Here is a 25,268-nt window from a genome sequence, read left to right as displayed (position 1 = left end):
AATTGATCTTCATGTTTCAGAAGAAGAATTGGCAAAAAGGAGACTCGAATGGAAAAAACCAAAGCCCAATTACACATCAGGTGCACTTGCAAAATATGCAACACTTGTAGGCTCGGCAGCACATGGGGCAATCACATCTGCAAACCCATAGATGAACAATATATCCACAAGCTTTATAGATCACGATCTACAATATACATCAGAGATAACAGAAAGAAAAAATAACTTTTGTTTATGAAATTACTGTTGTCTACTACAGGTCTTCTCTAACGTTTCTATTGATCATACTTTGATTCCAGTGATCAGTTTTTGAGGATTAATCAGGACAAAAGCATCATCAAAACACTATTGCAAAAATGAAAAAATATTCTAACAAAAATCGCTAATTCTAATTAGATTTATTTTTTTTAAACTCTTGACGTCTTTTCTGTCTATTGCCGCCACCAATGTTATGTCCATGAGGTAATTTCTTAGTCATATCAATTATTTCCCTATCGTTCATGTATACCTTTGTAGTTTTAATTCCAACAGGGTTCAAACATCTAGGATTTGAATCTAAATTATTTCTATTTCTTGTTACATAATCACCCTAGAAAAGAAGGGAAAGGTGATATCTATTTGTCAGATTTTGGAGGAGCTTCTTCTTTTTTTGGCTCTTCTTTTTTCTTGTCGTCAGCGACAACTGTTGTTGGGTTATTTTCTTGATTTGTCATGTCTATATAGATAGACACACGCAATATATACTAATGTAATATCATTATAGAAAAATGAAAAATCTATAGATATTCAGGCATGAAATTTGTCAAATACGTCAGTATATACCATAGAGAATCAAATAACAGCATGTTTAAAAAAATAATTGAAAAAATGAGAGTTGGTTCTTGTAAAACAAATACCACAGACAATGTAAATGCAGTCAAAGAATCTGAAAAGAAACAAGAAGGCAATACAAAGTGAAATACAATTGTGCCAAATGTAGTTTTCAATGGGAAGGAACATCATATACTTTTGATAAGGTTCGAGAACATGAAAAAATTCATCTGCCAAAAAATGAAAACACGTCTAGTCGTTGCAATATATGAGTCTGCAAGAACTAGTATAGTTTCAATAAGAAACAAAATACAAGAATTTAAAATGAAATTGGATTTATTTTATACATTAATTTAATTTGGATGTTAAGAAAAGAGATAAGATGTCTAGAGATAAGGAGTTTAAGATACAACTATCAGTAGAAGATATCAACAAATTAGATGATGTAATTAGAGGAATGAGTGATAGTTCAAAATCTATTGAAAAGTCAAATGAACTAAAAATTAATACCAAAAACAATCAAAGCACAATCAAGGGACTAAGGTTACTTAATGTATGTACAAATTGTAAAAATGAATTTATTCCAAAAAATAGCATGATTAATGAAAAATTATGCAAATCATGCTTAGAAAAATAATCTAATTTTTTATATTTTTTAAAAAACAAAATTTAGTGCGAACAGGTTTACTTTTTTGTATACTTTGGCCTACTACAGGTTAAGTGTATCAAGAATTTACCCAAGGATTATAGTTGAGTTAAAAATCACTGAATAATAATTATGGATATTTACTCAAGCAAATTTGCCATTATTGTAATAATCGCATTGGTCAGCATCCTTGCATTACAGGTTGTGACAAATAGCAACAACGCATCTCAGTTAATTGATTCAGAAACATGTGAGATATACGTGATTGACTCTCATATTAATGCAAAAAAATACCTGAATGAGTTTGATCAAAAATGTCTAGATTTCAAAAATCTAAACCCATAGAAAATTAATTAATGAAAATAGTTTCAATAAAACATGGAAGGCCCATCAGAAATAAATTCTGTTTTTTGGAATGAAGAGAAGAAATCTTGGGACTACAAATTAATCAAAGTAGAAGAGTATTTTGGATTTACAGAATGTCAACAATGCAGAAAACCAATGTCACACAATGTAAAAACAAATGGGGAATTCAAAATGGTATATGTCAGATGTGCTTGTGCAGATAGAAAGTAATTGTTCAAACATTGTCCATTCCTAAAACATCATAGTATGCCTTTGGAATCATTTGTTGTCCTTTAAAAAATACATTGTTTACTGCAGTATCCAAAACATATGTTTTTGCCCAGTCATCTTCACTTCTAATCGAACGACCAAATCCTTGCAATATTTTTGTAAGAGTTTGGGAGGTATACCACAAAGGAAATTTATCCATTTTTGCCCTTGTTCTTTTTTCAGTGTAGTTTGGATATGGAACCTTGGCGATGATCTGGAATCTGGACAAATCATCTTTCAGATCAACTCCTTCCCATAATGAAGAAGAAAGCAAAACGCCTGTAGGATCAGTAGCATGTTCTGAGATTACCTCATCTTGTGTTTTCCCATCTTTGTTTTTACTGTGACAAATTCTGATTCTTTGAGTGTTTTTATGAGACAGATATCTAATAATTTTTTGACAGCGAGGGATAGATGAAGTTAAAATCAATCCTCGTTCATCAGAATGCTCATCCATAATTCGGTCAATCGTTTTAATTACTTCAAGTTCATCCTCTTCAGTAGAACCATAACTTAATCTTCTAATGTTAAGAAGTTCAATGCTTCTATTTTCTATTGGAAATGGAGATTTTTGGGTATCAACAAATGCAACATCATCTTGTCTCAATCCCATGTTTTCACAAAAACTGGATTTGTCTATAGTGGCAGACATGAAAATCTGATATTCCGTTTCAAAAAACGAATTTGCAAACTTTGAAACATCTATAGGTTTTACAGAAATTATTCTGAAATTACCATTCAAATCTTTGACAGGATTATTTACAATAAAATTATCCTTGTCAGACATAATGTCGATTTTTGCTTGGGTAGATCTGTCATGTCTGCGCTCCAATCCTGTAATCAATTCATAATCAGGATTATTTTGAAATGCAGCACTTTCTTTGATATCTTTTATTTTTTTGGCATAAGAAAAAGCCATATCGTCAGTTAGCTGTATCATTGAATCTAAATCAGTGAAATCATATTTTTCTGAATTGAGATTACATTCATCTATTTGACCACTAAAAATATCAAATCCAACAAACTGAATTATTTGGTCTTCAATTTTGTGAGCCTCATCAAATACAGTTATTTTTCTATCAAGGTATTCTTCAAAGAGTTTTTTGTTAAATTTCATGATAGTAAAAAATGCATGATAATTCCAAAGAGAGTGTTTTGAAACTAGGGCATCGTACTTTTGCATATAATAATGACAAGAAGGGGAATCCTGAGTATTTTCTTCAACCTGATTTATGGTAGGCTTGAATTTGCAAACTTCAAAGACTTCTTTTCCATTTTTGTTGACTCTTTCCTGGCATTCACCCTTATCACAAGTTAACCCCCATCTCATCGCTCTTCTTTCATTGTCAACTTTTTCTGAAGCCATTAATTTTAGACAAGGAAAATTTTGTTTTCCTTTTACAGGTTTTAAAAACGGAATGTCTTTGATGTATTGATCTTGAAGGTGTTTTGATGCAGTGACCGTAAAAGAACTATCAAAATAATTAGAAACAGTTGCCCCTACAAGAGATTTGCCAACTCCTGTTGGAGCACACAGAATGATTTTTTTGAATCCAGACTTTAATTTTTCTTCAATTTGTGATAAAATTTCTTTTTGAATATCTCTAGGTGTGAATTGATCTGGAAATTTTTCTAATAAAGACAGGATTACATCTCTTCATGTTCAATATTAAAAGCATGAAGGTTCTCGTGATATCATTGTATTTGTAACCAATTCAATGTCTAGGTTTTCTTTAAAAAAGATCATCGATCAAAAATTCCAAATATAGTTATTATCAATATTAAAAAAATCAACATGGGATTCAAAAAAGGGATTCACAAATGCGTGGAATGTGAAAAGAAAAAGAAAACAAACCCAGAAGATACAGGGATGTGCAGTAAATGCGGGGCAGCAGAAACACGTTTAGAAAAAACAATTTACAAAGAATTACTAGATGATGGTAGTTTTCCATAATTTGACATTATGAATTAAAACATGAAAAAATAAGGACGTTAAATATCTAACAATTTCTGTTCCAATTGATCCATGTTTTCATCTCCACATTGATCCGCATTCTGAGTTGCACAGAATTCTTTTACTTCGACAAATGCATCAAGACATGATTGTAGTTCTTCAGGATCAAGATTATCTTTACTACATGCAATCATCATTGCTTCATAGTTTATTGCAAATTGCTCTAACATCCATTTTTGCGTATCCATACTTTCCAATATGTCAAAATCAGATACACTAGTTCCAAAATAAATTATCCCTGCAAGTAGGGGGAGAATTAGAAGGAATTTTAATTTAGATTTCATAATTGTGGACATTATCTTGAAATTCACTAGACCATATTTATACATCAGAATTTAGAACACACATGATCTTAAATACAAATTTCGTTATACTAGATTAGTGTAAGTGAGAGAAAAGAGCGTCGAGACGTCATTCTCTCCTTTGACACGAATTTTCAAAATTGTTAAGAAATCACATGATAATCACAAATCGGTGCTCAGTGTTTTTAATGCAAAATGTCCACACTTTGGACATCGATGTTTTTTCAATAATTCTGAATGACTTTGCATGGACTTTTTAGAATATGTTATGTGTTCCCTGCAATCTTCACATATTCCAGGTATGCCTCCTTTGGGAATCATGTTTCTCTAAATTCTGAGTTAACTTAAGCTTGTCTATTCCCGTCTCATTGAATTCATTTTTGAACTTGTCATTATATTATCAATATAAGGATTGATGGTACTTGATATCAAAAAGAGAAACTTGTTTAATATCTAGTATCAACAAGATAAGATATGGAATTATTAGATGACAAAATGCGAGTATGGACAGATAGTGCACAATATGTTAAACCAAGTCCAGGAGTATATGTTCTGTATAATAGAAAAAAAGATCCAATATACATTGGATATACAGACAATCTAGAAGAAACATTTGCAAATTATGTGAATACGGAATTTGATGGAAGTGAATGTATGCAAAAAACTTCACTGTACCAGAGAATATTTGATGAAAATCCAAAAGAGGTGCAATTAAGATTGATTGAAGAATTCAAGAAAGAGACTGGAGAGATTCCCAGATGTAACTCAGAGATCAAAATTGAGACACACTAAGAATTACACTGCATTGCAATGTAGTCTTACTTGATTAATATAAAAAATCACCATGGATTTTCATGTCAAACGCAATAATATATGCCGGTATTGCAATCGGAGTAGCTGCATTAGCAGGAATAATGGTTTATGCACACGATAACCAAGAGAATTATCTTCGAGATGATGCAGTACGGGCACCAGCTGCAGAACAAGGGGTCTTTGAATCAGAATTAGGAATGGTCAAATTGAACAAAGAGCAATGGCACGAGGATCCTTTCGGAGATCTTGCAGCAAAAGTTAAAGCAGAAAATGGTAGATAGTCTACTTTAGATTATCAACCATATTATTTTCAAAATTCTTAGATATTAAATTTAGAAGAGTAATCTAGGAATGAGTTTTGAATTCTTCAAGTAAAGCAATTTATCTTAGATATCCGTATTACAGCAATGCATCAATGTTATTACTGTGAACAATTATTTCAATCAAAAGAAGAACTATACGAACATGTCGAAGTGCATTCAGATATCGAACGAAACAAGGAAGTAATGGATAGGAAAAAACAGGCTCAAAAAAAATAAACGTTTTAGAATAGACAAAAAAAATAGAGTAAAGGTAAGACTTTTTCCAATTCTGGAGTGGATATAAGAATTATTTTAGCATGAAGTATGGATTGGGTTGAAAAAATATTACAAAAATCATGCGACAGAACACTTACCAAAGGAGAAGTATTACATAGTCTTTTTCACATGATTGAGGTTAATGAAACTACACTAAACCACATACAAACAAACAATACAGATTTCGGTCCAGAACTTGAAGAATTAAAACAAACAGAAATCAGAGATTTGGAATTTCATTTAAAATATTATAGAAGTTTAGTAAATTACATTAATTCAATTCCTGAAAATAAAATAATTGAAAATAGAACTTAATCATCCCAAGATACAGTATATGACACATTTGAATTGATTTGATTTTCTTTTTTTCATCCCCCATTCATTTGGAGTGTGCCCAGAATTAAGATCAGACAGTTCAGACCACTTGAATTTTGGAATTTTTGCAGTTTCCATAACTAAAATTATAAGGTAAGCATATAAGAAATCAGACGGCAATGCAAATTATTGTCTTAATTGTTTAAACGTCAAATCATACTCAAATTGGCGTTTAGTATCAACACCATAATTTGTTTCCTTGTGATATTGTAAAGATTTTTCATCGTATAATTGTTGTAATTTTTCTACCTCTGCATTAATCATTTTTCCAGAATCTTCTTTTGCAAACTGTCTTCTTTGTTCTTCATTTTTGCCTCTAGTCGGAAAATATTTTCCGTTGAATTGTTCTTGTAATTTGAACATGTTTTCATTTTTAATCAATTCAGCAAGGTCAAAATTTCCTTGTTCGTGATGTAGTAACAAATCAGTGGCTGCAGATAATCTCACCCAAGAGAGCAAGGGATTAAACTCGGCAAAAAGGCGAATATCCTCAATAAGAAAAACGATCTGATCATCAATTTTTTCAGAATTTACAGTCCAAGTAAATCTGTATTTTATGACACTGTGAGAATCCTCAAAAACTGCAGGATTGGATTCGGCTTGAAAGTCAGACCATTTTAAAGCAAAATCAGGAGACCATTGCAATGTGTTATCAGCCATGCCAAAGTCTAGCTCATTGAGAATAAAATTATTCGTGTGTGATTTGAGATTAGTTTGCAGTATTAGGCATACAGATTCAGGCAACCCTGACATTTATAAAATCACAGGTTCGGACATATCAAGAATTGGAAATGGATCATTTTTTCAACCCTTTTTGATAAGAATTCAAGACATGTTTTATTTTAAGAATTTTTGAAGACATCAAGCAGTAAGAATTACGAAAGCAAGGTGTTTGCGGGTTTGGTATCCACACGTAACCCCCAAAGGGTCGATGAAAATGGATAGAAAACTTGCTTGCTTTCTTAATTCCAAACTATTAATTTCGATAAAAATAAAGGATATTGATGATGACAAAATTTTACATATGGATGGGAATTTCAGTAACTGCATTAGTCATAGGATTGGTTTTATTATTCAGTTAAGAAAAGATTTCAAAATTATAGACAATACAATTTAAAATCTGATTAATTTTTTAATCAGAGGATTTTATTGTTCAATATTAATTGCTGATTTTATTCATGAGTAACTTTTATTTTGGATGAGAATTTTTCATATAATCTAATTTTTCTGAATTAGAAAACAAAGAAGGGTTATTTTTTAACAGATTTGAAATGTTTTGAAACGCAGGACATTCACAATCCACTGAAAACAATTCTTCACATTTAGGACATTGAATAACAACATGGTTTCCCCAATCACATTCTATATCGCCAATAATCTCAAAATAGACATTTTCATTACAAGTACAAAGTAATTTATTTTGAAATTTTTCTTGATTATTCACACAAGAGTTAATCTTGAATTAAATATAATTTATTAATAATGTAATTTTCATTAAACTATATCAATTTGACTGAATGTCCCACATGTAAGCTTGCAATGGAATCTCATTCAACAGATGAATTAATGGAATGTTGTATGAAACAAGTAGGAGGAGGATTATCTGAAGAAGAAACAGGTATTTGTCCAAACTGTAAACATGACATAAAAAAACATTCAAGTAAAGAATTAGCAGAATGCACACTTGAATTTCTGAAATCAGGAATAAGTAACTGATCAAGATAAGAATAAACTATAGAGAAGAATAGGAATTTTATTGAATCTGACTACAAGAAATCTAATTGCAGAATTCTCACCAATGTGGACCAATAAGGAAATTTGGGAATTTGAACAAATTAATGAAGAACTTACATTTGATGCAGCATATGCAGAACCAGGAAAATTTGAATCATGGAAATCTAAATTATCATATCAGGATTCAGAAATTCGAGGCATGATCGTTAGAACATTTGAGAATTTTTTAGAGGGAAAAGAGTTATGGATTGCAAATAAAGGCAAGGGAAAATTAGAGAAAAAATTCGTTGCGTATCTTATGTCAGTCATAGTAGATGTAATGATAGAAGAAGAAATTTGCCTTAATTTTAGAATGGAAAATGATTGCTTAGTAACAATAATTGATGAAAAAGCAGATGTGATAGACTGTAAGGAATTTTTTGAAGAATTTTATCATTTGGCAACAGGATTTAATTTCGATATAGACACAGGAATTCCAGAAGATGAAACAGAAGCAGAAATCTATCTCACCAGATTACAAGAAGAGTTTGATGAGGAAATGAAAAACAAGTTAGGAGACAAATATATGCCAGGTAACAATGATCCGGACACACTTAATGCTAAGGAATAAAACAAGAAAATAGGATAATAATGTCAGAAAGAAAACCATACAGAAATTTCAAAAAAAGAGAACCCAGTTTGACTACAGAGCAAAAAGTCGAGCAATTTGTTTTAAGAAATTCTAAAAATGGTTATTTTACAAAAGTTTCAACCATATCATACAAATTTGAAATTTCTGAAGACATGGCATGGGGTATTGTGGGAGAATTACTTTCAAGTGGATTATTTGATTCAATTCATGACGAATATTCTGGAGAAATGAAACTTTGTGAAACTGGAAAGACATATTCAATTTTAGATTTAGAAAGAAAAAGAAAAAGAGTCAAATCAAGAGAAACGAAAAAACATTCTAAAAAAAAGCCAGCACAAAAAGCAAACTCTTAATTTAAATTTAATTTATAATTGAATTATGAATGATGATAATTTACCTGTACAATGTCATCCAATTTTAAAATCAAAAAAGAAAAAACATAAAGAGGTAAAAAATGATTCAGTGTAAATTATGTGGTACTCCTTTAGGAAAAGAACCTACAACTGAAGAATTAGAATCCCATTGGAAAAAACATCATAATTGGCATTGGGAGGCAAATAAAGATAAATCTCCTCAAGACGCACTATTGAAGAAACATTAATCAACGTCTTGGAATAGCAGTCATTTATAGCATGCCGAGACCACTAATCGAAGGCGTCAATAATCATACAGGCTTGAGATATAAAAAAAGAATCAGATATTCTTCAAACATTTGTTTAATTTGAAAGAAAAAAGATAATTAATATTCAGATTTTTCAAAAGGACACTTATCAATGATTTTTACAAATATACAACATGAGAGAAGATTTTGCAGAATACACAAAATGTGACTCGTGTAATCAGGCATTGCTATATTGTGATTGCAATTGTCCATACTGTGGAAAAAGAGATGAGTGTAATTGTGAAAGGATGCCCATTAATGTACCATAGATTATTTTTTAATCACAAAAGAAGTGTCAGAGATTTCTGTTAGAATCATAGTCAATATAGATTTTGATGTTGTGCGAAGATTCTATCATAATATCAGACCAAAATAGGAAATTAATTAGAAAGCATTATTTTGATAATTTTTTGATAAGAAGTATGTCATTAGATATTGATTGGAAAAAAAATTTCTACGGAATATCATGGGCATATGAAAAAGACAGGTTAGTCATATCCACTGTATTTGAGGATAAAAAAGAGGCAATTTCTATTGCTAAAGAAATCGAGGAATGGAGTGATAAATTTACCAGGTTGACAATTATTGAGAAAGAAAATGACGAGTTTGCAATTTGCGTATATCAAGATCCATTAATTTCAAAAAACAATAGCCATTTAGGATTATTTAGAACAGGAATGAGGCAAAGTGGAGGATATGAGCAAGCAAAACCAATGATTGAAGAAAAATCACCACTGTTGCAAATTGCATATGCTGCAGATGTAAGGGATATGAATACATACGAACAAATTTCACGGTTAGTCCCAATTCGAAAATGCAGAATTATTTCTGAGAAAGATTTGAAGAAACAAGAATACTATTACGAAAAAACCGTAAATTCTCAAAATTAAAAAGGTGAGATTCAAAATGAATCTAGGATTTGAATCGTCACCAGGTATGGTCGGGTAACTATCATAATTCAAATTCAATATAAAGAATCACTACTAATTTGTACTAAGAAATCGTACTGATAAATCATTCATTGTTATTAAATAGAAATTTTGCCAAAAGAAAACATGAAGATAATAACAATCAATTAAACTGGTGAGAAGCAATTGGCCTCTCATGGCTTGTTTCAGATGAATAAAATAACTAATTTTAATTCAATTTGCAATCCAAATCATTGGTATAAAATAGAGAAATCTAAAACCATCAGTGACCAGATTTAGGAATTTCCAAAGATTTAATTTTTAATTCACAATATTCATAAAGTAATTTTTTTGTCTTGCTGTATGAAATTAACGTCAAAGATTGTTTTAATCGTTTTAATCGTATCATTATTTGGTAGTGTTTTAGAGATTTGGGGCGGAAGTTGGGACATCACTAGTCATGCGATAGGAGCCCCTGAGTCATTTTTTACGCCTCCACATGGTGTACTGTATTCAGGAGTTGGAATATCATTGATTGCAGCAATCATAGCATTGGGAATTATTGGCAAGGACAAAGAAATTCGCCATAAATCATTTGCGTTGGGTTTAAAATTAATCATCATTGGAAGTATGATCCAAATTGTTGCAGGGCCTTCAGATTATTTATGGCACGAACTATTTGGAACGGATGGATTACTTAGTCCAACACATCTCACACTAATTACAGGTATTTTGATTCAGTCAGTCGGCATAATTGTAGGATTGACAAGGTTGACTCCACACAATTTCAAAGCAGTAAAACCATCATTGACTGTAGGATTTTCGGCATTATGGTTTATTGTGATTGCGTTTGCATTTCAATTTGGTTTACCAATTTCCAATGGAGAAACAATCAATCTAAATCCTGATCCATACGCCGGAGTAATTATTCTGGGTATAACAATACCATTTTTTTGCACTTTGATTTTTTGGGGAGCAGTAAAATCAATGAAAGGGTTTGGGTGGGCAAGTATGGCAGTTGCAGGATTAATCATCATGAACATTACAGCAAATGTGATACCAAATGAAGATCTTTGGGGATTCATATCGTGGTTTGTAGTACCTATGATTACTGCGATTATCGGAGATGCAATAATGAATAATAAAATCAGAATCAACAAATTCAAGGAAGAAATTGCAGGAGGAATAGTAGGAGCAGTATTTATTGTAAACAGTATGCCTCTTGTAGGAATGTCTTTTATTCAATTTTATGTATTCAGCGAAGTCTCAGGATACTCATTGCTTACAGAATTTTCAGAAACTTTGGCAATATGGTTTGCAGTGTTGAGTATACCAAGTGCAATTACAGGCATAATAGCAGTAAAAATTGCAAAAAAGAAGATTTCCATTCCTGCTGAGTCAACAATATAGAATTCAAAGATTAAATTCTATTTTCAAATTAGATAAACATGCACTGCGATGACAAAAGAACTCTGTATGTTCTTAAAGAACAGATAGAAAAATCTTGGAAACTACTTGAAGAATCAGGTTTTACAGATCAGCAGATACTTGAAGATCTCAATACTGCAATCGTAGAATATTTTGAATGTAAATCAGCATCGTAATTACAGGCCTTATGCGACAAAAAATTCATTAATAAATTTTTAAATTCAAAAGAAAATATTGAAGATTACTCAAATTGACAATGTTAGAACATACGAAAGAATGCAAATACAGAATGTATAAGGATATGCCACATGCTAATTGTCATTGTCAATGTCACAAGATAATCATGGTAGAATCTTTAAAAATGGAATCAAGGACTTTTTGATTCAGGTTCAAAGTTATCTAGTATCTCAGATACACTTGCAAGTATTGTTTCTTTGATTTGAGTTTGAGACATTCCAGATTTGTGCATCAGTTTCATTTGATCCATTAAAGAAAAATGAACCCTGCCTTGAAGATAATCAACTAGCCCAAATCCTTTTTTTGGGAATTCAGTTACAAACATATCATGTTCGGATAATTCTTCAGATTTTTCACTCACAATGCAATTTCATAAAAACCAGATATAAAATTTCCATAATTTATTAGTAGATATCAAATTGAAACATCATGACAGAATTTGTCCATAAACCATATGACAGAATATACGTTAGAGACATGATTAAACTTAATCTGGATGATCTAATCGGCATGATGTCATCATTAGAAGCAGCAAATGCCTACTGGGTTGACGGAGTGCTATTTGCCAGTTTTGCCATGACAGAATCAGAAGAGTTGGCTAAAAAAGAGATGCAAAATGAAATGTTCTTGGACAAAATTATTTTTGCAGTTTATGACAATTATACAAAGACCGTAAAATCATCCACCAATCTTGAGATTGGGGTTCTAAATATGCAAAAAAGTAATTTGTATAGAGATTTAATTAAATGGCTAAAAACACAGCCAATTTGGAATGAATAAAAATTAGGATTGATTCCATGAAGGGTAGCCACCTTCCAAGGTAACTGCATTAAATCCTTCTTTTACTAGTTCATCAGCTGCAATGTTTCCCCTATAACCAGTTCCACAATAAGTACAGATTTTCTTGTCCTTTAGATCTTCAATCTGTTTTTTCTTTGCATTTCTAATGCTCAATCCCAAAGGCATGTGGATAGAGTTCTCAATTTTTCCATTTTCAAGTTCATCAGACTCTCGGACATCAATTATTACAAAATCATTTTTTTGTGATTTTAGTACATTTGCAGTAATTTTATTTGCCATACATCATAAACCATAAACTATAATTTATTTCTGTATTTTAATTTGAAAGCAATGAATTGTCCATGTTGATCATCATACATTTGAAGTGAATCTGTTCTTCAGTAAGGTATCCACATTCATGACAAAAAAATTGATTTGCCTCATTACAAATCTTACATTTTGTATTAACTTCTAATTCATGTCCACAGCGTCTGCATGAATCTTGTTTCATGAATTAGTTTGCATAAAATAGGATTTAAACGGTATGAAAATTAGATTATCCTAATTAGCTTGTGCTAATATGCCAAGGAAAGCAAATTTTTTACAATAAACAATTTGATTTTAAAATCATTTATGGCAGTCACATGTACAACTACTTGGAATACATCTATGATTAATGCAATCTTTACAGCCTTTGCTCCTACCGCTTTTTACTCTTAACCATTCTTTATCCATGCTATAGAACCTTTTGATTCTATAAAGACAGTGAACTTAAAGATGTTGTAATTTATCACAGCAAAAGAATCAGAAAAAATCAAAAAGAAATTCAGAGCCAATACGCTTAAGTTAACAATTCTTACAGTATCATTATGCCATTATTTTGCAAACAATGTAACAGTCGACGATTACCAGAACACCATGAAGCAGAAAAACAGACTATGTGGCTATGCAAAAAATGTAAAAATTTTGCAGATATGGATGATGTCATCTTACGTGAACAAACAGATAAAGAAAGAGATGAAGTAAGAAGGAAACAAGAAGAATTTGAAAAAACCACTCCTCTTTCAAATGAAAAAAGAGTAAGAAGAAAAGGCGTTAATTGATAAATATTTTTGAAGAATGCAATTTTATTAATTATTTTGAACTAAATTTTCAAGGGATAATCCATAGTATCCATTATCTGCAGATTTCAATGTATTCATCAATTCCATTTTCAGCAATTGTATTTCTTTTTGAGTTTTCATATTATTGAAATAAGAAACCTAAGAGATAATCATCTCCTTTTAATTTCTACAAAGTAACAGCTCGGGATCAATTCATTTTTTTATAATCTAATAATCAAAATCAAGCAATATGCTTAAGTTTACAGAAAATTCAAAAAAATAATGAGTTTTGATCCAAATTACAAAGCAACGCGGTTGATTTTAAACGATACAGAGTCAAAAGGACTAATTCGATTTAACAAAGAATATCACGATGAAGAATTTTTTAGAAATTTTATGCAAATCAAAAAAGCATTTTCACATTCAATTAGTGAATTAATTTCTAAACTAGATTTATTTCAAACTAAACAAGACGAGATTAATCTTTTTTGACTTTTTCTGAATCATCTTATATCAACTTACATTTAGACGCAATAAAGAAATTTCTGAAAATAATAATAAACCCATTAAAACTTGAAGATGGTTTTAATAAAAACACTACATTAGAACAAATGATAAAAAAATCTGTAAAAAATGAATTATTCTGAAAAAATGGAAAACGCCATACATGGATTATTTTTGTTAAATTTTAGTGATGCAGTCACCCAGCAACAGTATAGAATCTTCAAATCCGGGGAAATGATAATTCATCCAGATAATGCGAAAATGAAAAATATATTGAATATCAAAGATTTGGCAGGCAGATCAAGGCAAGCAACAGAGATTCTCGAGGCCATGCTTGATTGGTCAAACGGAAAAATAAGAACTCTCAATGAAAAACCAGAAAGGATAGATGACATTCAAAGACTTGACAAAGCAGGTACAGGCGTTAGACAAAAAACTCGATAAATTAGCCTAAGTTATTGCAAACTATTCAAATAATATTTCTCTACACGCTCTAGCATTGGTTGAACATAATCATCACACGATTTGATAAATTCTTGTCTAGTATTCTTCTCACTGCTGACTAGAATCACAACTTGGTTGATTTTACGGCCTGTTACTTCCTCAAACATCTGAGCATAACATGTAGTTTGTAAATAATATTCATACATGTATTCATCAACCTGAGGCTTTCTTTTTGTTTTATAATCAATAATTGAAAGTTCTCCATTGTATTCAGCAATTAAATCACTAGTTCCTGCCACCCGTAATTTGTCTGAATACATTCTTTGTTCTATACAGGTTACATCAGAGATGTTCTCCAAAAAAGGTTTGAGATTATCAAAATGAGCAATAGGCAGCAAATCAAATTCTTCTAAAGATAAATTATTGCTCAAATAATCTTCAATAATTTTATGGGATTGTGTGCCAACATCCTGAGCTTGTTTGGTTATGTATTCATGGGCAGGCTCATTTTCTTTCCAAATCGCTAATCCATTTTTTTTATGTTCAGGTGCAGTAGCAGACAAAATCGTACTAATTGAAGGATAAATTTTATCGAATTTTGTTTGATACCAATGTCCATCTTCTCTGTCCAAAAGCACAGGCTCCCTAATCTTTAGCATTTGTGCAAAATTTACCAATAAAAATTTCAGAGATTAGCAGTTATTGAATCATTTGGAAAAATACAGATCATTTCATCATTTGTTTAAATTTTTCAAATTCAGATCTAGTTTTAACAAATTGATCAGTAACTATTCTTCTCAAACTAAAGAGATTTTCCATTTTCTCATTGATAATGAAAATAGATTCATCGAAAATTACACAATCTATGAATTCATCATTTGGATAAACAGTATACTCAAAAAAATCAGTATTAGTTTGTATTTTTAGTTTGAATCCCATTAACAATCCCAAATCATCATGTTTGTTCAAAAAACCCATCAAGCTAGCCTTAAGACTAGGATCGTTTGGAAGAGATGCATATCTTGACTCATTGTCAAGATTTTTATCAATTATGCAAGCAACAGGCTTGCCTTTAGTATGCAAAACAGTAGAATCATGTGTTAATACAAACTCCTCAGGGTTTGTCATTTTATCTAACGGCATAACAAAACTTTGTAGATTTTATTAATAATTTTTAATAAAAATTCAAGATTCTTCTTGGTCATCAGGCTCATTAGCCTTGTCTCTAACCTTTTTCATTACACAAAATTTACTCAGTGTTTTTTTCCATCCCATATGATACATACACAATACAGAGTCTTAAGTATGTTTGAAAAGATCTCATTGGTAATCATAGAATATCATATGTTCATTAATGGTAAATGAGTTAAAGATTTCATTCATGAAATTTTGTCAAAATTGCGATGCCAGATTGGTGCAGAGTTACGAAGATGTTGGAGGTCCATGGGTATGCCCAAAATGCAATCCAGAAAAAATTCAGATCAAAACTCCAACATATGGAGTAAATTACTCTGGCAGAACAAAACAATGCTCCAAAGGATGTGGTGCGGAAATTTATTGGGATGAAGGATTCAAGTCAGACAGCGGAAAGTTCATTCCAATTGATTCAAGAACAGATGAGCCACATAGATGTGAAGGTCCATCAGAATCAGGAGAATATTTTCCAGACGAAATTAAAAAATATGTAAGACCAGAGAAAAAAGAACCAGTCACAAAAATTCCAATACCACAAAGTATTCTTTTTGACATAAATAAGATTCCAAAATCACTAATCGACAATGACTACATCATAAGAGAAATAGTTCAAGGTCACAAAGAAGAGTCTCTTGCGCTTATTCATTACGAAAGATTGATTGCACCAGAAGCAGATAAAATTCCAATTGAGTCCTTAAAGGATATACTATCAGAAAATATCATCAAAGGATTAGAAAAATATGGATTCACAGGACTTTTGCCGTTTCAGGAAGAATCCATCAGGAAAATTCTCAAAGGAAATAATTCAATAATTTCAGCTCCTACAGGATCAGGAAAGACAGAAGCATTTGCCATACCGATTCTTCAAAAAATTTCAGAAGATCCAACACCAGGAGTTTTCACTTTGCTAGTATACCCACTAAATGCACTAATTGATGATCAAGTATCAAAAATATCAAATTTAATTCGAAAATGCAAACTAGACAACAGAGTGGGAATATACTCCATTCATGGAGGTCAGAGTACAGAATACAAAGACAGGATAATCTCAGATGCAAATGAAAAATCATTAATCATTGCAACAAATTTTGATTTTATCAATTATCACCTAATTTTACAAGATAAGAAATGGAATGAATTATTCAAGAATGCAAAAATCATAGTAATGGATGAGGCCCACTCCTATACAAGTTTTCATGGATCAAACGTATATCACGTTCTAAAAAGAATGAAGCGATACATGGGCAAAGTTCAATTCATAGGGTCATCAGCGACATTAGATAATTCAAAAGAATTTTTTTCAAACATGTTTGATTTACCTGAAAGTTCATTTTCATATATCAAAAGTGAATTTAGAAGAAAACAAAATATGCACATGTTTTTCATAATGCCTAGAAAATTCAAACAGAGGACAACAATGGAGATGTTATCATCCATATGTTACAAAAACAAATCAACCCAGTTAGTTTTTAGCAATTCTCATAATGATGCTGAATTTCTTGCATCAAATGTTGAAAATGCAAATGATGGAATAAGAATTCAAATTCACAGAGGAGGGCTAGATCAGAGAGATAGAAAATTATACGAATCTCAAATGAAGGCAGGTGAACTTGATGTTCTTTCATGTACACCAACATTAGAATTGGGAATTGACATAGGACATGTAGATGTGGTAATATCTGCATTCAAAAATGAATTTGATTCATTTATTCAAAGAATTGGAAGAGCAGGACGTATGGGTCAGAAATCATATGCCATATGTGTATTTGATCCTGATGATGCAGCATGTCATTATTTTGCACGCCATATTGATGAATATCTAAAACAAGATCATATCATACCAATCAACAAGAAAAACCCCATCATCTCTGAGAAGCATATAGAGTCAGCAGAGATAGAAGAAATATCTGCCACAGAATCAGATAAATCCCAATTTTTTGATTTTGCAAATAGCATTAACTTACGTGGGACATCAGGAGAAATTAGCATTTATTATAATTCTAGAAAAATAGGCACCAGAGGAGTTCCTGTAGGATATTATCAACTACACCAAAAGGCAATTTATCACTTTAACAAGCAAAATTATGAAGTAAATTCTCTAATTAAATCTCAAAACGGGGCAAGAGCATACCTTGTAAGAACAAACGAAAAAGGCAAGAGGACAATGCCCATTGTCAAAACAAACATCATTCAGACCTCCGAAGGCAAGGCAAAGCATAGAGATATCACAGTAAAGAATAAAAAAATATCTTTAAGATATGGAATAATTTCTCTAGACAGAACAATTACGGGATATATGAAAGGAAACTATAATGAATCAGCAGACAAATTCACAATGCATAATGGAAGTAGCATATCGGGCTGGAGAAATTTCCACTGGAAATCAAAACACTCAGCAGTAAGCATAACCATACCTTCAGAATTCCTATCAAAATCAATCCCAAATTCCAAGAGTCCAATTGCCAATGATTCCAGAGTACATACGATTGCTCACGTACTAGTAAACGCAAGCAAAATCCTAACAAAATCAGAATCTAGCGACATTGATTCATACTATGACAAAGGGATAATCTACTTGTACGACAATTCGTCAGATGGATTTAATGGATGCAGTAAAATTGTTTTTGACGAATTTGAAAAAGTTCTCAATACATCTTTCTCTTTGATAAATGATTGTGATTGTTCAACAGAAAAAAATCAGGATGATGATTGGGGAGGATGTCCCAAATGTACATTTACTACAGGTTATTGTCAAACCAAAAATAAGGAACTATCAAAGAAAGGAGCAAAAGAATTTCTTATGTCTTTTCAAAAAGTTTAAAGGTTTTGTAACAAAGAATTTCTTACAAGTTCGTTTAGTGTGTTAATCTGTGTGTTAATGATATGATCTAGTGCCTTAACATAATCTATTCTTACAAACTTTGTAGGTTTATCAAAGATCATATTCACCATGCCTTTTTGTTGTAATGAATTCAATAGACGATAAGTTTCTGTTCTGTAAATTTTTAATTTTTTTCCGATTTCATTTGCATGTTGAGGGCCATTTCTTATCAGATGACGATATACCTTAAGTTCATTTTCAGTCAATCCAAATTTTTTTAGAACTGATTTTATTGAATCTGAAATTTCATTGATTTCACCATTAATAGTTTCTGAACCAACTAACACCATGTATCATATTAACGAAATTTCATAATTGAACATTTGTCTCATTTAGATATGACACATTCACTGTAATGAATAATGTAGATCACAGAATAAAACAATACCATTAGGCAATGTTTTTGCAATTATAGAATGCCCATCCTGTAAACCCTTTCCACAAACATAGCACTCAACTTTACTGACTGAAGTGGATATTTTTCGAGTTTTGAGAATCTGCATGTTATGCATGATTATTATACGATCAGCTAGACTATAAAGGTACCGTACTATACCGTAACATGCGGAAGCCTGAGAAATCAATAATTTCACACAAAAACAAACAGATCAGAATCACCTCATCACTTTAAATAATAAACCACCAGAATTTTGTTTATGGGTGGACACCTTTGGAAAGACTCAAGCAAAAGTAATACCTCTAGATTTATCTGGAAATCAATTTCAAATTTATAATAAAATTTCAAGAAACTATTCACACTCATTTCTCTTTGAATCTCTTACAGGTCCCGAAGTTCTAGCTGAAACTTCAGTGATGGGTTTTGATCCTAAAATAATTCTCAAAGGATATTCAGATAAAGTAGAAATTATTGAAAATAATGAAACTAAAACCATTCAAACGACAGAGCCATTTATAGAATTAAAAAAATTATTAGGAAAATCAAATGATCAAAGTTATAGATATCTAGGAGGTGCAGTAGGAGTAGTAAACTATGATGCAATAAGACTAGTTGAAAATATTTCAGATACTCACAATTCTCCTCAACCATTAATGGAATTTGGAATTTATGATGATGGAATAATGTATGATAAAATACATGAAAAATTATTCTACTTTTATCATGACGAAAACAGATTTGATAAATTAGTGATAGGTGAAGGTTCTTTTGGAGAATTTCATTCAAGTGAAGTAACACCGAACATGGGTGAAAAAAAATATTCTGAAATAGTAAACAAGGCAAAAAAATACATTCATGACGGAGATATTTTCCAAGTTGTGTTATCTAGAAAATTTGCATTTGACATGGATGGGGATGATTTAACATTATACAAGACATTAAGAAAATTAAATCCATCCCCATACATGTATCATCTAAAACAAGGAACAAAAACAATCATAGGAGCATCACCAGAAATGCTAGTAAGAATTACAGATGACAAAGTAGAAACATTTCCAATTGCAGGAACCAGAAAAATTACAGATGATGAAGAAAAAAACAAGACATTAGCAGAAGAACTAATCAATGATGAAAAGGAATTAGCGGAGCACACAATGCTAGTAGATTTAGGAAGAAATGATATAGGCCGAGTATGCAAATATGGAACCGTTCATCCAGAATCACTAATGGAGATTAAAAGATTCAGTCATGTACAACATATTGTTAGTCATGTTGTAGGTAATTTAGCACCTGAAAACGATATGTTTGATGCGTTTCAAGCAGTATTTCCAGCAGGAACCGTATCAGGTGCGCCAAAGGTTAGAGCCATGGAAATCATTGAAGAATTAGAAACAGAAGCCAGAGGACCATATGCAGGTGCAGTGGGTTATTTTTCTTACAACGGATGCTGTGATTTTGCAATTGCAATCAGAAGTATATTCATTGAGAACAACAAGGGATTTATTCAATCAGGGGCAGGCATAGTTTCAGATTCAGTTGCAGAAAATGAATTCAAAGAAACAGAGCACAAGGCAGGAGCTATGCTTCAGGCATTAAAGGAGGCATCTAGTTGAAATTTTTGATTATAGATAACTATGATTCATTTGTTTACAACATTGCTCAATATTTAGGAGAACTGGGAGTAGAATGTGATGTAATACGTAATGACAAAATTACATTATCAGAGATTAAAGAAAGAAAGTATGATGCAATAATTATATCTCCAGGTCCAGGCACTCCTGAAGATAAAAAATACTTTGGAGTATGTTCAGATGTAATCAAAAACATGGGAGAAAAAACTCCAATTTTAGGAGTTTGTCTTGGACATCAAGGAATCATAGATGCATTTGGAGGCAAAGTAACTAACGCAGGATGTGTAAGACACGGAAAGACCAGTCCTGTAGATCATACAAATTCAAAATTATTTACAGGTGTAAAAAATCCATTTAGAGCAACCAGATACCATAGTTTAGTTGGAGACAAAACCGTAATTCCAGACAGTTTAGAAATAACAGCAACTGCTTCAGATGATGGAGAAGTCATGGCGGTTCAACATAAAGAGTTCTTGATTCAAGGAGTGCAATTTCATCCAGAGTCGATAATGACAGAAGATGGTAAAAAAATTCTAAATAATTTTATCAAACAAGTAAAGGAGAGAAAAAATTGATTTCAGATCTTATTACAAAATTACAAGAAAAAACAGATCTAACATATGATGAAATGAATCAAGTGATGATAGAGGTTCTGTCAGGAAAAACAAACGATATTCAAAATGCAGATTTTCTATCCAGTCTCTCAGAAAAAGGAGAAACAGATGATGAGCTATTAGGAATGCTTGATAAAATGCAAGAATTTTCACTCAAAATTGAGCCTAAAAATCAAGGGACAGTCATAGATATGTGCGGAACTGGAGGAGACAAACTCCAAACATTCAACATCTCAACTACAGCATCATTTGTAGTAGCAGCAGTGGGAGGAATTGTTGCCAAACACGGTAACCGTTCAAGTTCAGGAGTTTCTGGAAGTGCAGATATTTTTGAATATTTTGGCTATGATTTGAATTTAGAACCTCCAAAAATTGCAGATATTTTAGAAAAACACAACATTTGTTTTATGTTTGCTCAAAAATTTCATCCTGCAATGAGACATGTATCTGTAGCCAGAAAACAACTAGGTAAGAGAACTGCATTTAATTTGCTAGGACCGTTATCAAACCCCGCAGGGGTAAAGAATCAGCTAGTCGGAGTATTCTCTATAGAATATTTGGACAGACTGCCATTGATTCTAAAAAGAAAAGGCGCAGAAAATATCATGACAGTAAGATCAGATGATGGAATGGATGAATTTTCTACCAGTGCAACAAATCGTGTATGCATATTAAAAAATGACAAAGTGTTAATGAATGCAATAGATCCAGAAGTGTTAGGATTACACAAATCGTCACTTCAAGACATACAAATTAAAACAAAAGAAGAAGCTGTGAAATCATTTGTAGGAGTGTTAAACAATACTGCAAATCAATCCATGATTGAAACCACCGCATTAAATGCAGCCGGAGGATTAATTGTTGCAAACATTGCCAAAAATTTTGAAGAAGGTGTAGAATTAGCACTAAACACAATAAAAAATGGAAAAGCATTTTCATTATTGGAAAAATTTGTTCAAGATACAGGAGACATTGCAAAACTAAAGGAGATAACCAATGGCTGAAAATATTCTACGAAAACTTGTAAACAATTCTCAAATGGCAATTGATGATGGAGTATATGATATTAATGCAAATTTAGAAAAATCAGATCAAGATTTTATTCAGATTATTAAGACAAATACTCATGCAACATTACTAACAGAAGTGAAATTTGCATCTCCATCTTTAGGAAAAATCAGAACATTAACTGATCCTGTCAGCATAGCAAATCAAATGATTGCAGGAGGCTCAAAGGCCTTGTCAGTTTTGACTCAGCCACATCTTTTTCATGGCTCACCAGAATATTTCATGAAAGTAAGGGAAACAGTAAAAGTTCCAATGCTCATGAAGGACATTATGATTGACAAAATCCAAATCGATGCAGCAAAGAAAATAGGAGCAGATTTCATGCTAGTCATTCAATCACTATATGATCAAAAATTTCTCTCAGAAATTGATGAGTTTATAGACTATGGACATAAACAAGGATTGAAAATTTTGTTAGAAGTACATACAAAACAAGAACTCAAGAATGCATTAAACACGAAAGCAGATTTAATCGGAATTAACAACAGAAATCTAGACACATTAGAGATTGATCTGAAAACTACAGAAAACATTCTTTCAGGAGAAGAGAAAACAAGGCCAATATTATCAGAAAGCGGAATTAATACACCTGAAGACATACAATATCTAAAAAAGTGCGGAGCAGATGCATTTCTAATAGGCTCAAGCATTATGAAAAGTGACAACATTGAAGAACAAGTAAGAAAATTGGTGAATGCATATTGAAATATCCTAAAAACGGCAGATTTGGAGAATTTGGTGGAAAATACATTCCAGAAACACTAGTACCTGCAATAGAAGAGTTGGAAGAAAATTATCTTAAATTCAAAAATGATAAAAAATTCAAAAAAGAATTAGATTATTATCTCAAAGTCTATGCAGGAAGACCCACACCGTTATACTATGCAAAGAACCTATCTGAAAAAATAGGAGGTGCTAAAATCTATCTCAAACGAGAAGACTTGCTTCATGGGGGAGCTCATAAAATCAACAATACATTGGGACAAGCACTTTTAGCAAAAAAAATGAATAAAAAAAGAATCATTGCAGAAACAGGAGCAGGTCAACACGGAGTAGCGACAGCAATGGCATGTGCAGCATTAGGAATGAAGGCAGAAGTATACATGGGATATAGAGACACGATTAGACAAAAACAAAACGTATTTCGAATGAATATGCTAGGTTGTGAAGTACATCCTGTAAAAGCAGGCTCTAAAACTCTCAAAGATGCAATCAATGAAGCAATTCGAGATTGGATTACAAACGTGGAAAATACATACTATCTGCTAGGATCTGCAGTGGGACCACATCCATATCCTGTAATGGTCAGAGACTTTCAAAGTGTTATTGGAAAAGAAATAAAATCACAGATGAAAAAAATTAACAATAAAACACCAGATACTGTAATTGCATGTGTTGGGGGAGGCTCTAATGCAATCGGTACCTTTTATCCATTAGTTGATACAAATTCAGAGATTATCGGAGTAGAAGCTGCAGGTCACGGATTAAAATCAAAAATGCATTCAGCAACATTGTCAGCAGGAAGCAAAGGAGTGCTACATGGAATGATGACATATTTGTTGCAAGACAAAGAAGGTCAAGTTACAGAAACACACAGTATTTCAGCAGGGTTAGACTACCCAGGAGTTGGCCCAGAGCACTCATACTATAAAGACAATAAACGAGTAAAATACCATTCAGCTACAGATTCAGAAGTCATTGAAGCATTTCTTACATTGACTAGAACCGAAGGAATTATTCCGGCTTTGGAATCATCGCATGCAATTGCAGAAGCTATGAAAGTTGCAAAAAAAAGTAAAAAATCAGAGTCAATAGTAGTTACTCTTTCAGGGAGAGGAGACAAAGACATTGAAGAAGTACAAAATTATTTGAGTAAACATGTCAAGAATTAAAGAAAAATTTGCAGAACTGGAGGCAAAGAACCAAAAGGCCCTAATTTCATATATCATGGCAGGATTTCCAAATGAAAAATCAACCATGTCTACGGTTAAAGGATTAATCAAAGGAGGTATAGACATTATAGAATTAGGATTTCCATTTTCAGATCCACTAGCTGATGGTCCTGTAATTCAAAATGCAAGCACAGTATCACTAGAAAAAGGAACAAAGATTGCAAATTTTTTCACCCTTGTAAAAAAAATAAGAAAAGAAACAGACACTCCACTTGTTCTAATGACATATACCAATATTCTATATCATAGAGGATATTCAGAATTTATTGCAGAAGCAAAAAAAGCAGGCATTGATGGATTTATACTTCCAGACATGTCTGTAGAAGAATCAAAAGAATACTTGCAGGCAGCAAAGAACAATGCAGATACAATATTTCTAATATCACCAAATACCAGCAATACCAGAATTCAGAAAATATCAAAGGCATCGACAGGATTTTTGTATCTTGTTGCAGTATTTGGTACTACAGGAGTAAAAACAGGAATTAAAAAATACACAATAGATGCAATCAAACAAGTTAAAAAACAGACCAAAGGTAAAATTCCAATAGGCGTAGGATTTGGAATTTCAACTCCAGACGATGTAAAAAAATACATCAGAGCAGGAGCTGACGCAGTAATAGTTGGAAGTGCATATTTGAAACTAATAGAGAAAACACCTCAAAATCAACTTGAATCTAAAGTTGCAACATTTACAAAAAGTCTCAAAAAACAAACTATTCTTTAATGGAAATATCCGTTAAAGTTGGCGGTCAAGTATACTAACTTTCATGGAGGGGAACTTGATTTCAGTTATGACCGCCTAACTAGAAGTTCTCATGAAACACTACACGTAGAAAAATAAAAGAGCAATGTCAGAGATCTCTAAAAATCATTTAGAAACTGAGAAATAAATTTACAAGTGTAAAGATCGACAAAACATACAAAAACCAGATACTCGTTTCATTA

The 25,268-nt window shown here is 31.9% G+C and carries 37 protein-coding genes; 26 read left to right on the top strand and 11 right to left on the bottom strand.

Translation table 11 applies throughout. From position 1 onward, the window contains the following. From OEW78_RS04390 to OEW78_RS04380, 3 genes are all read left to right on the top strand, one after another. On the top strand, positions 1 to 151 hold a 151-nt coding region (locus tag OEW78_RS04390), incomplete at its 5' end, for a dihydroxy-acid dehydratase (RefSeq protein ID WP_366523032.1). 1,041 nt (positions 152 to 1,192) lie between these two features. After that, positions 1,193 to 1,447: a hypothetical protein gene (locus tag OEW78_RS04385; RefSeq protein ID WP_300324631.1), complete on the top strand. Its 255-nt coding sequence runs from the start codon at positions 1,193 to 1,195 to the stop codon at positions 1,445 to 1,447. A gap of 387 nt (positions 1,448 to 1,834) precedes the next feature. Next, the gene (locus tag OEW78_RS04380) at positions 1,835 to 2,032 is read left to right on the top strand and encodes a hypothetical protein (protein ID WP_300324628.1); all 198 of its coding nucleotides are present in this window, start codon (positions 1,835 to 1,837) and stop codon (positions 2,030 to 2,032) included. A 4-nt stretch (positions 2,033 to 2,036) separates the two neighbouring features. Here OEW78_RS04380 and OEW78_RS04375 read toward each other — a convergent pair whose 3' ends face one another. Continuing rightward, positions 2,037 to 3,719 (bottom strand): helicase C-terminal domain-containing protein, encoded by a 1,683-nt coding sequence (locus OEW78_RS04375; RefSeq protein WP_300324637.1) that lies wholly within the window; start codon positions 3,717 to 3,719, stop codon positions 2,037 to 2,039. 147 nt (positions 3,720 to 3,866) lie between these two features. On the opposite strand from OEW78_RS04375, the gene OEW78_RS04370 reads away from it, so the two are divergent. Next, complete coding sequence (locus OEW78_RS04370; RefSeq protein ID WP_300324625.1) at positions 3,867 to 4,025, top strand: hypothetical protein; 159 nt, start codon at positions 3,867 to 3,869, stop codon at positions 4,023 to 4,025. 38 nt (positions 4,026 to 4,063) lie between these two features. Here OEW78_RS04370 and OEW78_RS04365 read toward each other — a convergent pair whose 3' ends face one another. Then, on the bottom strand, positions 4,064 to 4,414 hold the full coding sequence (locus OEW78_RS04365) for a hypothetical protein (protein ID WP_300324622.1): 351 nt from the start codon (positions 4,412 to 4,414) through the stop codon (positions 4,064 to 4,066). A 447-nt stretch (positions 4,415 to 4,861) separates the two neighbouring features. Between OEW78_RS04365 and OEW78_RS04360 the strand changes: the two genes are divergently transcribed. From OEW78_RS04360 to OEW78_RS04345, 4 genes are all read left to right on the top strand, one after another. Next, a complete protein-coding gene (locus tag OEW78_RS04360; protein WP_300324619.1) occupies positions 4,862 to 5,179 on the top strand; it encodes a hypothetical protein in 318 nt (105 codons plus the stop codon). Between the two features lie 62 nt (positions 5,180 to 5,241). Next, complete coding sequence (locus tag OEW78_RS04355; protein WP_300324617.1) at positions 5,242 to 5,481, top strand: hypothetical protein; 240 nt, start codon at positions 5,242 to 5,244, stop codon at positions 5,479 to 5,481. A gap of 126 nt (positions 5,482 to 5,607) precedes the next feature. Beyond that, positions 5,608 to 5,739, top strand: coding sequence for a hypothetical protein (locus OEW78_RS04350; RefSeq protein WP_300324614.1), 132 nt, complete (start codon positions 5,608 to 5,610; stop codon positions 5,737 to 5,739). Between the two features lie 87 nt (positions 5,740 to 5,826). Then, a complete protein-coding gene (locus tag OEW78_RS04345) occupies positions 5,827 to 6,093 on the top strand; it encodes a hypothetical protein (RefSeq protein ID WP_014965176.1) in 267 nt (88 codons plus the stop codon). 186 nt (positions 6,094 to 6,279) lie between these two features. On the opposite strand, the gene OEW78_RS04340 is transcribed toward OEW78_RS04345, so the two are convergent. Beyond that, positions 6,280 to 6,813, bottom strand: a complete 534-nt coding sequence (locus OEW78_RS04340) for a hypothetical protein (protein ID WP_300324610.1) — start codon at positions 6,811 to 6,813, stop codon at positions 6,280 to 6,282. Positions 6,814 to 7,342: 529 nt separating this feature from the next. Further along, the gene (locus OEW78_RS04335; RefSeq protein WP_300324608.1) at positions 7,343 to 7,597 is read right to left on the bottom strand and encodes a hypothetical protein; all 255 of its coding nucleotides are present in this window, start codon (positions 7,595 to 7,597) and stop codon (positions 7,343 to 7,345) included. Between the two features lie 65 nt (positions 7,598 to 7,662). On the opposite strand from OEW78_RS04335, the gene OEW78_RS04330 reads away from it, so the two are divergent. From OEW78_RS04330 to OEW78_RS04300, 7 genes are all read left to right on the top strand, one after another. Then, positions 7,663 to 7,869, top strand: coding sequence for a hypothetical protein (locus tag OEW78_RS04330; protein WP_300324606.1), 207 nt, complete (start codon positions 7,663 to 7,665; stop codon positions 7,867 to 7,869). A gap of 40 nt (positions 7,870 to 7,909) precedes the next feature. After that, positions 7,910 to 8,497: a hypothetical protein gene (locus tag OEW78_RS04325; RefSeq protein WP_300324603.1), complete on the top strand. Its 588-nt coding sequence runs from the start codon at positions 7,910 to 7,912 to the stop codon at positions 8,495 to 8,497. Between the two features lie 20 nt (positions 8,498 to 8,517). Continuing rightward, positions 8,518 to 8,871 carry a hypothetical protein gene (locus OEW78_RS04320; protein ID WP_300324600.1) on the top strand — a complete coding sequence of 118 codons (354 nt, stop codon included), beginning with the start codon at positions 8,518 to 8,520 and terminating at the stop codon, positions 8,869 to 8,871. Between the two features lie 101 nt (positions 8,872 to 8,972). Beyond that, positions 8,973 to 9,119, top strand: a complete 147-nt coding sequence (locus OEW78_RS04315; protein WP_300324597.1) for a hypothetical protein — start codon at positions 8,973 to 8,975, stop codon at positions 9,117 to 9,119. 482 nt (positions 9,120 to 9,601) lie between these two features. Next, entirely contained in the window at positions 9,602 to 10,069 is a 468-nt protein-coding gene (locus OEW78_RS04310) for a hypothetical protein (RefSeq protein ID WP_300324594.1), read from the top strand. Positions 10,070 to 10,450: 381 nt separating this feature from the next. Further along, a complete protein-coding gene (locus tag OEW78_RS04305) occupies positions 10,451 to 11,497 on the top strand; it encodes a hypothetical protein (RefSeq protein WP_300324591.1) in 1,047 nt (348 codons plus the stop codon). A 38-nt stretch (positions 11,498 to 11,535) separates the two neighbouring features. After that, complete coding sequence (locus OEW78_RS04300) at positions 11,536 to 11,691, top strand: hypothetical protein (RefSeq protein ID WP_300324588.1); 156 nt, start codon at positions 11,536 to 11,538, stop codon at positions 11,689 to 11,691. Between the two features lie 191 nt (positions 11,692 to 11,882). Here the strand turns inward: OEW78_RS04300 and OEW78_RS04295 are convergent, their stop codons facing one another. Next, positions 11,883 to 12,113 (bottom strand): hypothetical protein, encoded by a 231-nt coding sequence (locus OEW78_RS04295; protein WP_300324586.1) that lies wholly within the window; start codon positions 12,111 to 12,113, stop codon positions 11,883 to 11,885. A 68-nt stretch (positions 12,114 to 12,181) separates the two neighbouring features. Between OEW78_RS04295 and OEW78_RS04290 the strand changes: the two genes are divergently transcribed. Further along, positions 12,182 to 12,532: a hypothetical protein gene (locus tag OEW78_RS04290; RefSeq protein ID WP_300324583.1), complete on the top strand. Its 351-nt coding sequence runs from the start codon at positions 12,182 to 12,184 to the stop codon at positions 12,530 to 12,532. A gap of 3 nt (positions 12,533 to 12,535) precedes the next feature. Here the strand turns inward: OEW78_RS04290 and OEW78_RS04285 are convergent, their stop codons facing one another. Together OEW78_RS04285 and OEW78_RS04280 are read right to left on the bottom strand one after the other, a co-directional pair. Further along, a complete protein-coding gene (locus tag OEW78_RS04285; RefSeq protein ID WP_300324580.1) occupies positions 12,536 to 12,832 on the bottom strand; it encodes a rhodanese-like domain-containing protein in 297 nt (98 codons plus the stop codon). 37 nt (positions 12,833 to 12,869) lie between these two features. Further along, positions 12,870 to 13,043: a hypothetical protein gene (locus OEW78_RS04280; protein ID WP_300324576.1), complete on the bottom strand. Its 174-nt coding sequence runs from the start codon at positions 13,041 to 13,043 to the stop codon at positions 12,870 to 12,872. 358 nt (positions 13,044 to 13,401) lie between these two features. Here OEW78_RS04280 and OEW78_RS04275 point away from each other — a divergent pair, with 358 nt between their 5' ends. From OEW78_RS04275 to OEW78_RS04265, 3 genes are all read left to right on the top strand, one after another. Beyond that, on the top strand, positions 13,402 to 13,635 hold the full coding sequence (locus OEW78_RS04275) for a hypothetical protein (RefSeq protein WP_300324573.1): 234 nt from the start codon (positions 13,402 to 13,404) through the stop codon (positions 13,633 to 13,635). A 282-nt stretch (positions 13,636 to 13,917) separates the two neighbouring features. Next, on the top strand, positions 13,918 to 14,127 hold the full coding sequence (locus OEW78_RS04270; protein WP_300324570.1) for a hypothetical protein: 210 nt from the start codon (positions 13,918 to 13,920) through the stop codon (positions 14,125 to 14,127). 159 nt (positions 14,128 to 14,286) lie between these two features. Continuing rightward, a complete protein-coding gene (locus OEW78_RS04265) occupies positions 14,287 to 14,583 on the top strand; it encodes a hypothetical protein (protein ID WP_300324567.1) in 297 nt (98 codons plus the stop codon). 11 nt (positions 14,584 to 14,594) lie between these two features. On the opposite strand, the gene OEW78_RS04260 is transcribed toward OEW78_RS04265, so the two are convergent. Both OEW78_RS04260 and OEW78_RS04255 read right to left on the bottom strand, forming a co-directional pair. Beyond that, positions 14,595 to 15,242, bottom strand: coding sequence for a PD-(D/E)XK nuclease family protein (locus OEW78_RS04260; RefSeq protein WP_300324564.1), 648 nt, complete (start codon positions 15,240 to 15,242; stop codon positions 14,595 to 14,597). 67 nt (positions 15,243 to 15,309) lie between these two features. After that, positions 15,310 to 15,726, bottom strand: a complete 417-nt coding sequence (locus OEW78_RS04255; protein WP_300324561.1) for a hypothetical protein — start codon at positions 15,724 to 15,726, stop codon at positions 15,310 to 15,312. Between the two features lie 271 nt (positions 15,727 to 15,997). Between OEW78_RS04255 and OEW78_RS04250 the strand changes: the two genes are divergently transcribed. Then, positions 15,998 to 18,598 carry a DEAD/DEAH box helicase gene (locus OEW78_RS04250; protein ID WP_300324635.1) on the top strand — a complete coding sequence of 867 codons (2,601 nt, stop codon included), beginning with the start codon at positions 15,998 to 16,000 and terminating at the stop codon, positions 18,596 to 18,598. Here the strand turns inward: OEW78_RS04250 and OEW78_RS04245 are convergent. Beyond that, complete coding sequence (locus OEW78_RS04245; RefSeq protein ID WP_300324558.1) at positions 18,595 to 18,948, bottom strand: helix-turn-helix domain-containing protein; 354 nt, start codon at positions 18,946 to 18,948, stop codon at positions 18,595 to 18,597. The genes OEW78_RS04250 and OEW78_RS04245 overlap by 4 nt on opposite strands. A gap of 57 nt (positions 18,949 to 19,005) precedes the next feature. Next, positions 19,006 to 19,170, bottom strand: a complete 165-nt coding sequence (locus OEW78_RS04240; RefSeq protein WP_300324555.1) for a hypothetical protein — start codon at positions 19,168 to 19,170, stop codon at positions 19,006 to 19,008. A 148-nt stretch (positions 19,171 to 19,318) separates the two neighbouring features. Between OEW78_RS04240 and OEW78_RS04235 the strand changes: the two genes are divergently transcribed. The 6 genes from OEW78_RS04235 to trpA are packed head-to-tail and all read left to right on the top strand — an operon-like array spanning position 19,319 to position 25,047. Next, positions 19,319 to 20,668, top strand: a complete 1,350-nt coding sequence (locus OEW78_RS04235) for a chorismate-binding protein (RefSeq protein ID WP_300324552.1) — start codon at positions 19,319 to 19,321, stop codon at positions 20,666 to 20,668. Continuing rightward, the gene (locus OEW78_RS04230) at positions 20,665 to 21,261 is read left to right on the top strand and encodes an aminodeoxychorismate/anthranilate synthase component II (protein WP_300324549.1); all 597 of its coding nucleotides are present in this window, start codon (positions 20,665 to 20,667) and stop codon (positions 21,259 to 21,261) included. The genes OEW78_RS04235 and OEW78_RS04230 overlap by 4 nt, the downstream gene beginning before the upstream one ends. Next, entirely contained in the window at positions 21,258 to 22,304 is a 1,047-nt protein-coding gene (trpD, locus tag OEW78_RS04225) for an anthranilate phosphoribosyltransferase (RefSeq protein WP_300324546.1), read from the top strand. The genes OEW78_RS04230 and trpD overlap by 4 nt, the downstream gene beginning before the upstream one ends. After that, positions 22,297 to 23,073 carry an indole-3-glycerol-phosphate synthase gene (locus tag OEW78_RS04220; RefSeq protein ID WP_300324543.1) on the top strand — a complete coding sequence of 259 codons (777 nt, stop codon included), beginning with the start codon at positions 22,297 to 22,299 and terminating at the stop codon, positions 23,071 to 23,073. The genes trpD and OEW78_RS04220 overlap by 8 nt, the downstream gene beginning before the upstream one ends. Beyond that, a complete protein-coding gene (trpB, locus tag OEW78_RS04215) occupies positions 23,070 to 24,260 on the top strand; it encodes a tryptophan synthase subunit beta (protein WP_300324540.1) in 1,191 nt (396 codons plus the stop codon). Before OEW78_RS04220 ends, trpB begins: the two co-directional genes overlap by 4 nt. Then, the gene (trpA, locus tag OEW78_RS04210; RefSeq protein ID WP_300324537.1) at positions 24,247 to 25,047 is read left to right on the top strand and encodes a tryptophan synthase subunit alpha; all 801 of its coding nucleotides are present in this window, start codon (positions 24,247 to 24,249) and stop codon (positions 25,045 to 25,047) included. The genes trpB and trpA overlap by 14 nt, the downstream gene beginning before the upstream one ends. The last annotated feature ends 221 nt before the right edge of the window (positions 25,048 to 25,268 follow it).

The organism is Candidatus Nitrosopumilus sp., assembly GCF_029882185.1.
Lineage (GTDB): Archaea > Thermoproteota > Nitrososphaeria > Nitrososphaerales > Nitrosopumilaceae > Nitrosopumilus.
The sequence above is the reverse complement of the archived record's forward strand: the minus strand, read 5'-3'. Positions and strand labels throughout refer to the sequence as shown.

Excerpts from the sequence above, each read along its gene's own strand:
- OEW78_RS04365 (WP_300324622.1), bottom strand. The coding sequence starts at position 4,414 with ATGTATAAATATGGTCTAGTGAATTTCAAGATAATGTCCACAATTATG.
- OEW78_RS04380 (WP_300324628.1), top strand. The coding sequence starts at position 1,835 with ATGGAAGGCCCATCAGAAATAAATTCTGTTTTTTGGAATGAAGAGAAG.
- OEW78_RS04245 (WP_300324558.1), bottom strand. The coding sequence starts at position 18,948 with ATGGTGTTAGTTGGTTCAGAAACTATTAATGGTGAAATCAATGAAATT.
- OEW78_RS04285 (WP_300324580.1), bottom strand. The coding sequence starts at position 12,832 with ATGGCAAATAAAATTACTGCAAATGTACTAAAATCACAAAAAAATGAT.
- OEW78_RS04340 (WP_300324610.1), bottom strand. The coding sequence starts at position 6,813 with ATGGCTGATAACACATTGCAATGGTCTCCTGATTTTGCTTTAAAATGG.
- OEW78_RS04280 (WP_300324576.1), bottom strand. The coding sequence starts at position 13,043 with ATGAAACAAGATTCATGCAGACGCTGTGGACATGAATTAGAAGTTAAT.
- OEW78_RS04345 (WP_014965176.1), top strand. The coding sequence starts at position 5,827 with ATGGATTGGGTTGAAAAAATATTACAAAAATCATGCGACAGAACACTT.
- OEW78_RS04320 (WP_300324600.1), top strand. The coding sequence starts at position 8,518 with ATGTCAGAAAGAAAACCATACAGAAATTTCAAAAAAAGAGAACCCAGT.
- OEW78_RS04315 (WP_300324597.1), top strand. The coding sequence starts at position 8,973 with ATGATTCAGTGTAAATTATGTGGTACTCCTTTAGGAAAAGAACCTACA.
- OEW78_RS04290 (WP_300324583.1), top strand. The coding sequence starts at position 12,182 with ATGACAGAATTTGTCCATAAACCATATGACAGAATATACGTTAGAGAC.
- OEW78_RS04350 (WP_300324614.1), top strand. The coding sequence starts at position 5,608 with ATGCATCAATGTTATTACTGTGAACAATTATTTCAATCAAAAGAAGAA.
- OEW78_RS04370 (WP_300324625.1), top strand. The coding sequence starts at position 3,867 with ATGGGATTCAAAAAAGGGATTCACAAATGCGTGGAATGTGAAAAGAAA.
- OEW78_RS04360 (WP_300324619.1), top strand. The coding sequence starts at position 4,862 with ATGGAATTATTAGATGACAAAATGCGAGTATGGACAGATAGTGCACAA.
- OEW78_RS04385 (WP_300324631.1), top strand. The coding sequence starts at position 1,193 with ATGTCTAGAGATAAGGAGTTTAAGATACAACTATCAGTAGAAGATATC.
- OEW78_RS04300 (WP_300324588.1), top strand. The coding sequence starts at position 11,536 with ATGCACTGCGATGACAAAAGAACTCTGTATGTTCTTAAAGAACAGATA.
- OEW78_RS04355 (WP_300324617.1), top strand. The coding sequence starts at position 5,242 with ATGTCAAACGCAATAATATATGCCGGTATTGCAATCGGAGTAGCTGCA.
- OEW78_RS04265 (WP_300324567.1), top strand. The coding sequence starts at position 14,287 with ATGGAAAACGCCATACATGGATTATTTTTGTTAAATTTTAGTGATGCA.
- OEW78_RS04240 (WP_300324555.1), bottom strand. The coding sequence starts at position 19,170 with ATGCATAACATGCAGATTCTCAAAACTCGAAAAATATCCACTTCAGTC.
- OEW78_RS04220 (WP_300324543.1), top strand. The coding sequence starts at position 22,297 with ATGGCTGAAAATATTCTACGAAAACTTGTAAACAATTCTCAAATGGCA.
- OEW78_RS04275 (WP_300324573.1), top strand. The coding sequence starts at position 13,402 with ATGCCATTATTTTGCAAACAATGTAACAGTCGACGATTACCAGAACAC.
- trpA (WP_300324537.1), top strand. The coding sequence starts at position 24,247 with ATGTCAAGAATTAAAGAAAAATTTGCAGAACTGGAGGCAAAGAACCAA.
- OEW78_RS04255 (WP_300324561.1), bottom strand. The coding sequence starts at position 15,726 with ATGCCGTTAGATAAAATGACAAACCCTGAGGAGTTTGTATTAACACAT.
- OEW78_RS04305 (WP_300324591.1), top strand. The coding sequence starts at position 10,451 with ATGAAATTAACGTCAAAGATTGTTTTAATCGTTTTAATCGTATCATTA.
- OEW78_RS04310 (WP_300324594.1), top strand. The coding sequence starts at position 9,602 with ATGTCATTAGATATTGATTGGAAAAAAAATTTCTACGGAATATCATGG.
- OEW78_RS04270 (WP_300324570.1), top strand. The coding sequence starts at position 13,918 with ATGAGTTTTGATCCAAATTACAAAGCAACGCGGTTGATTTTAAACGAT.
- OEW78_RS04260 (WP_300324564.1), bottom strand. The coding sequence starts at position 15,242 with ATGCTAAAGATTAGGGAGCCTGTGCTTTTGGACAGAGAAGATGGACAT.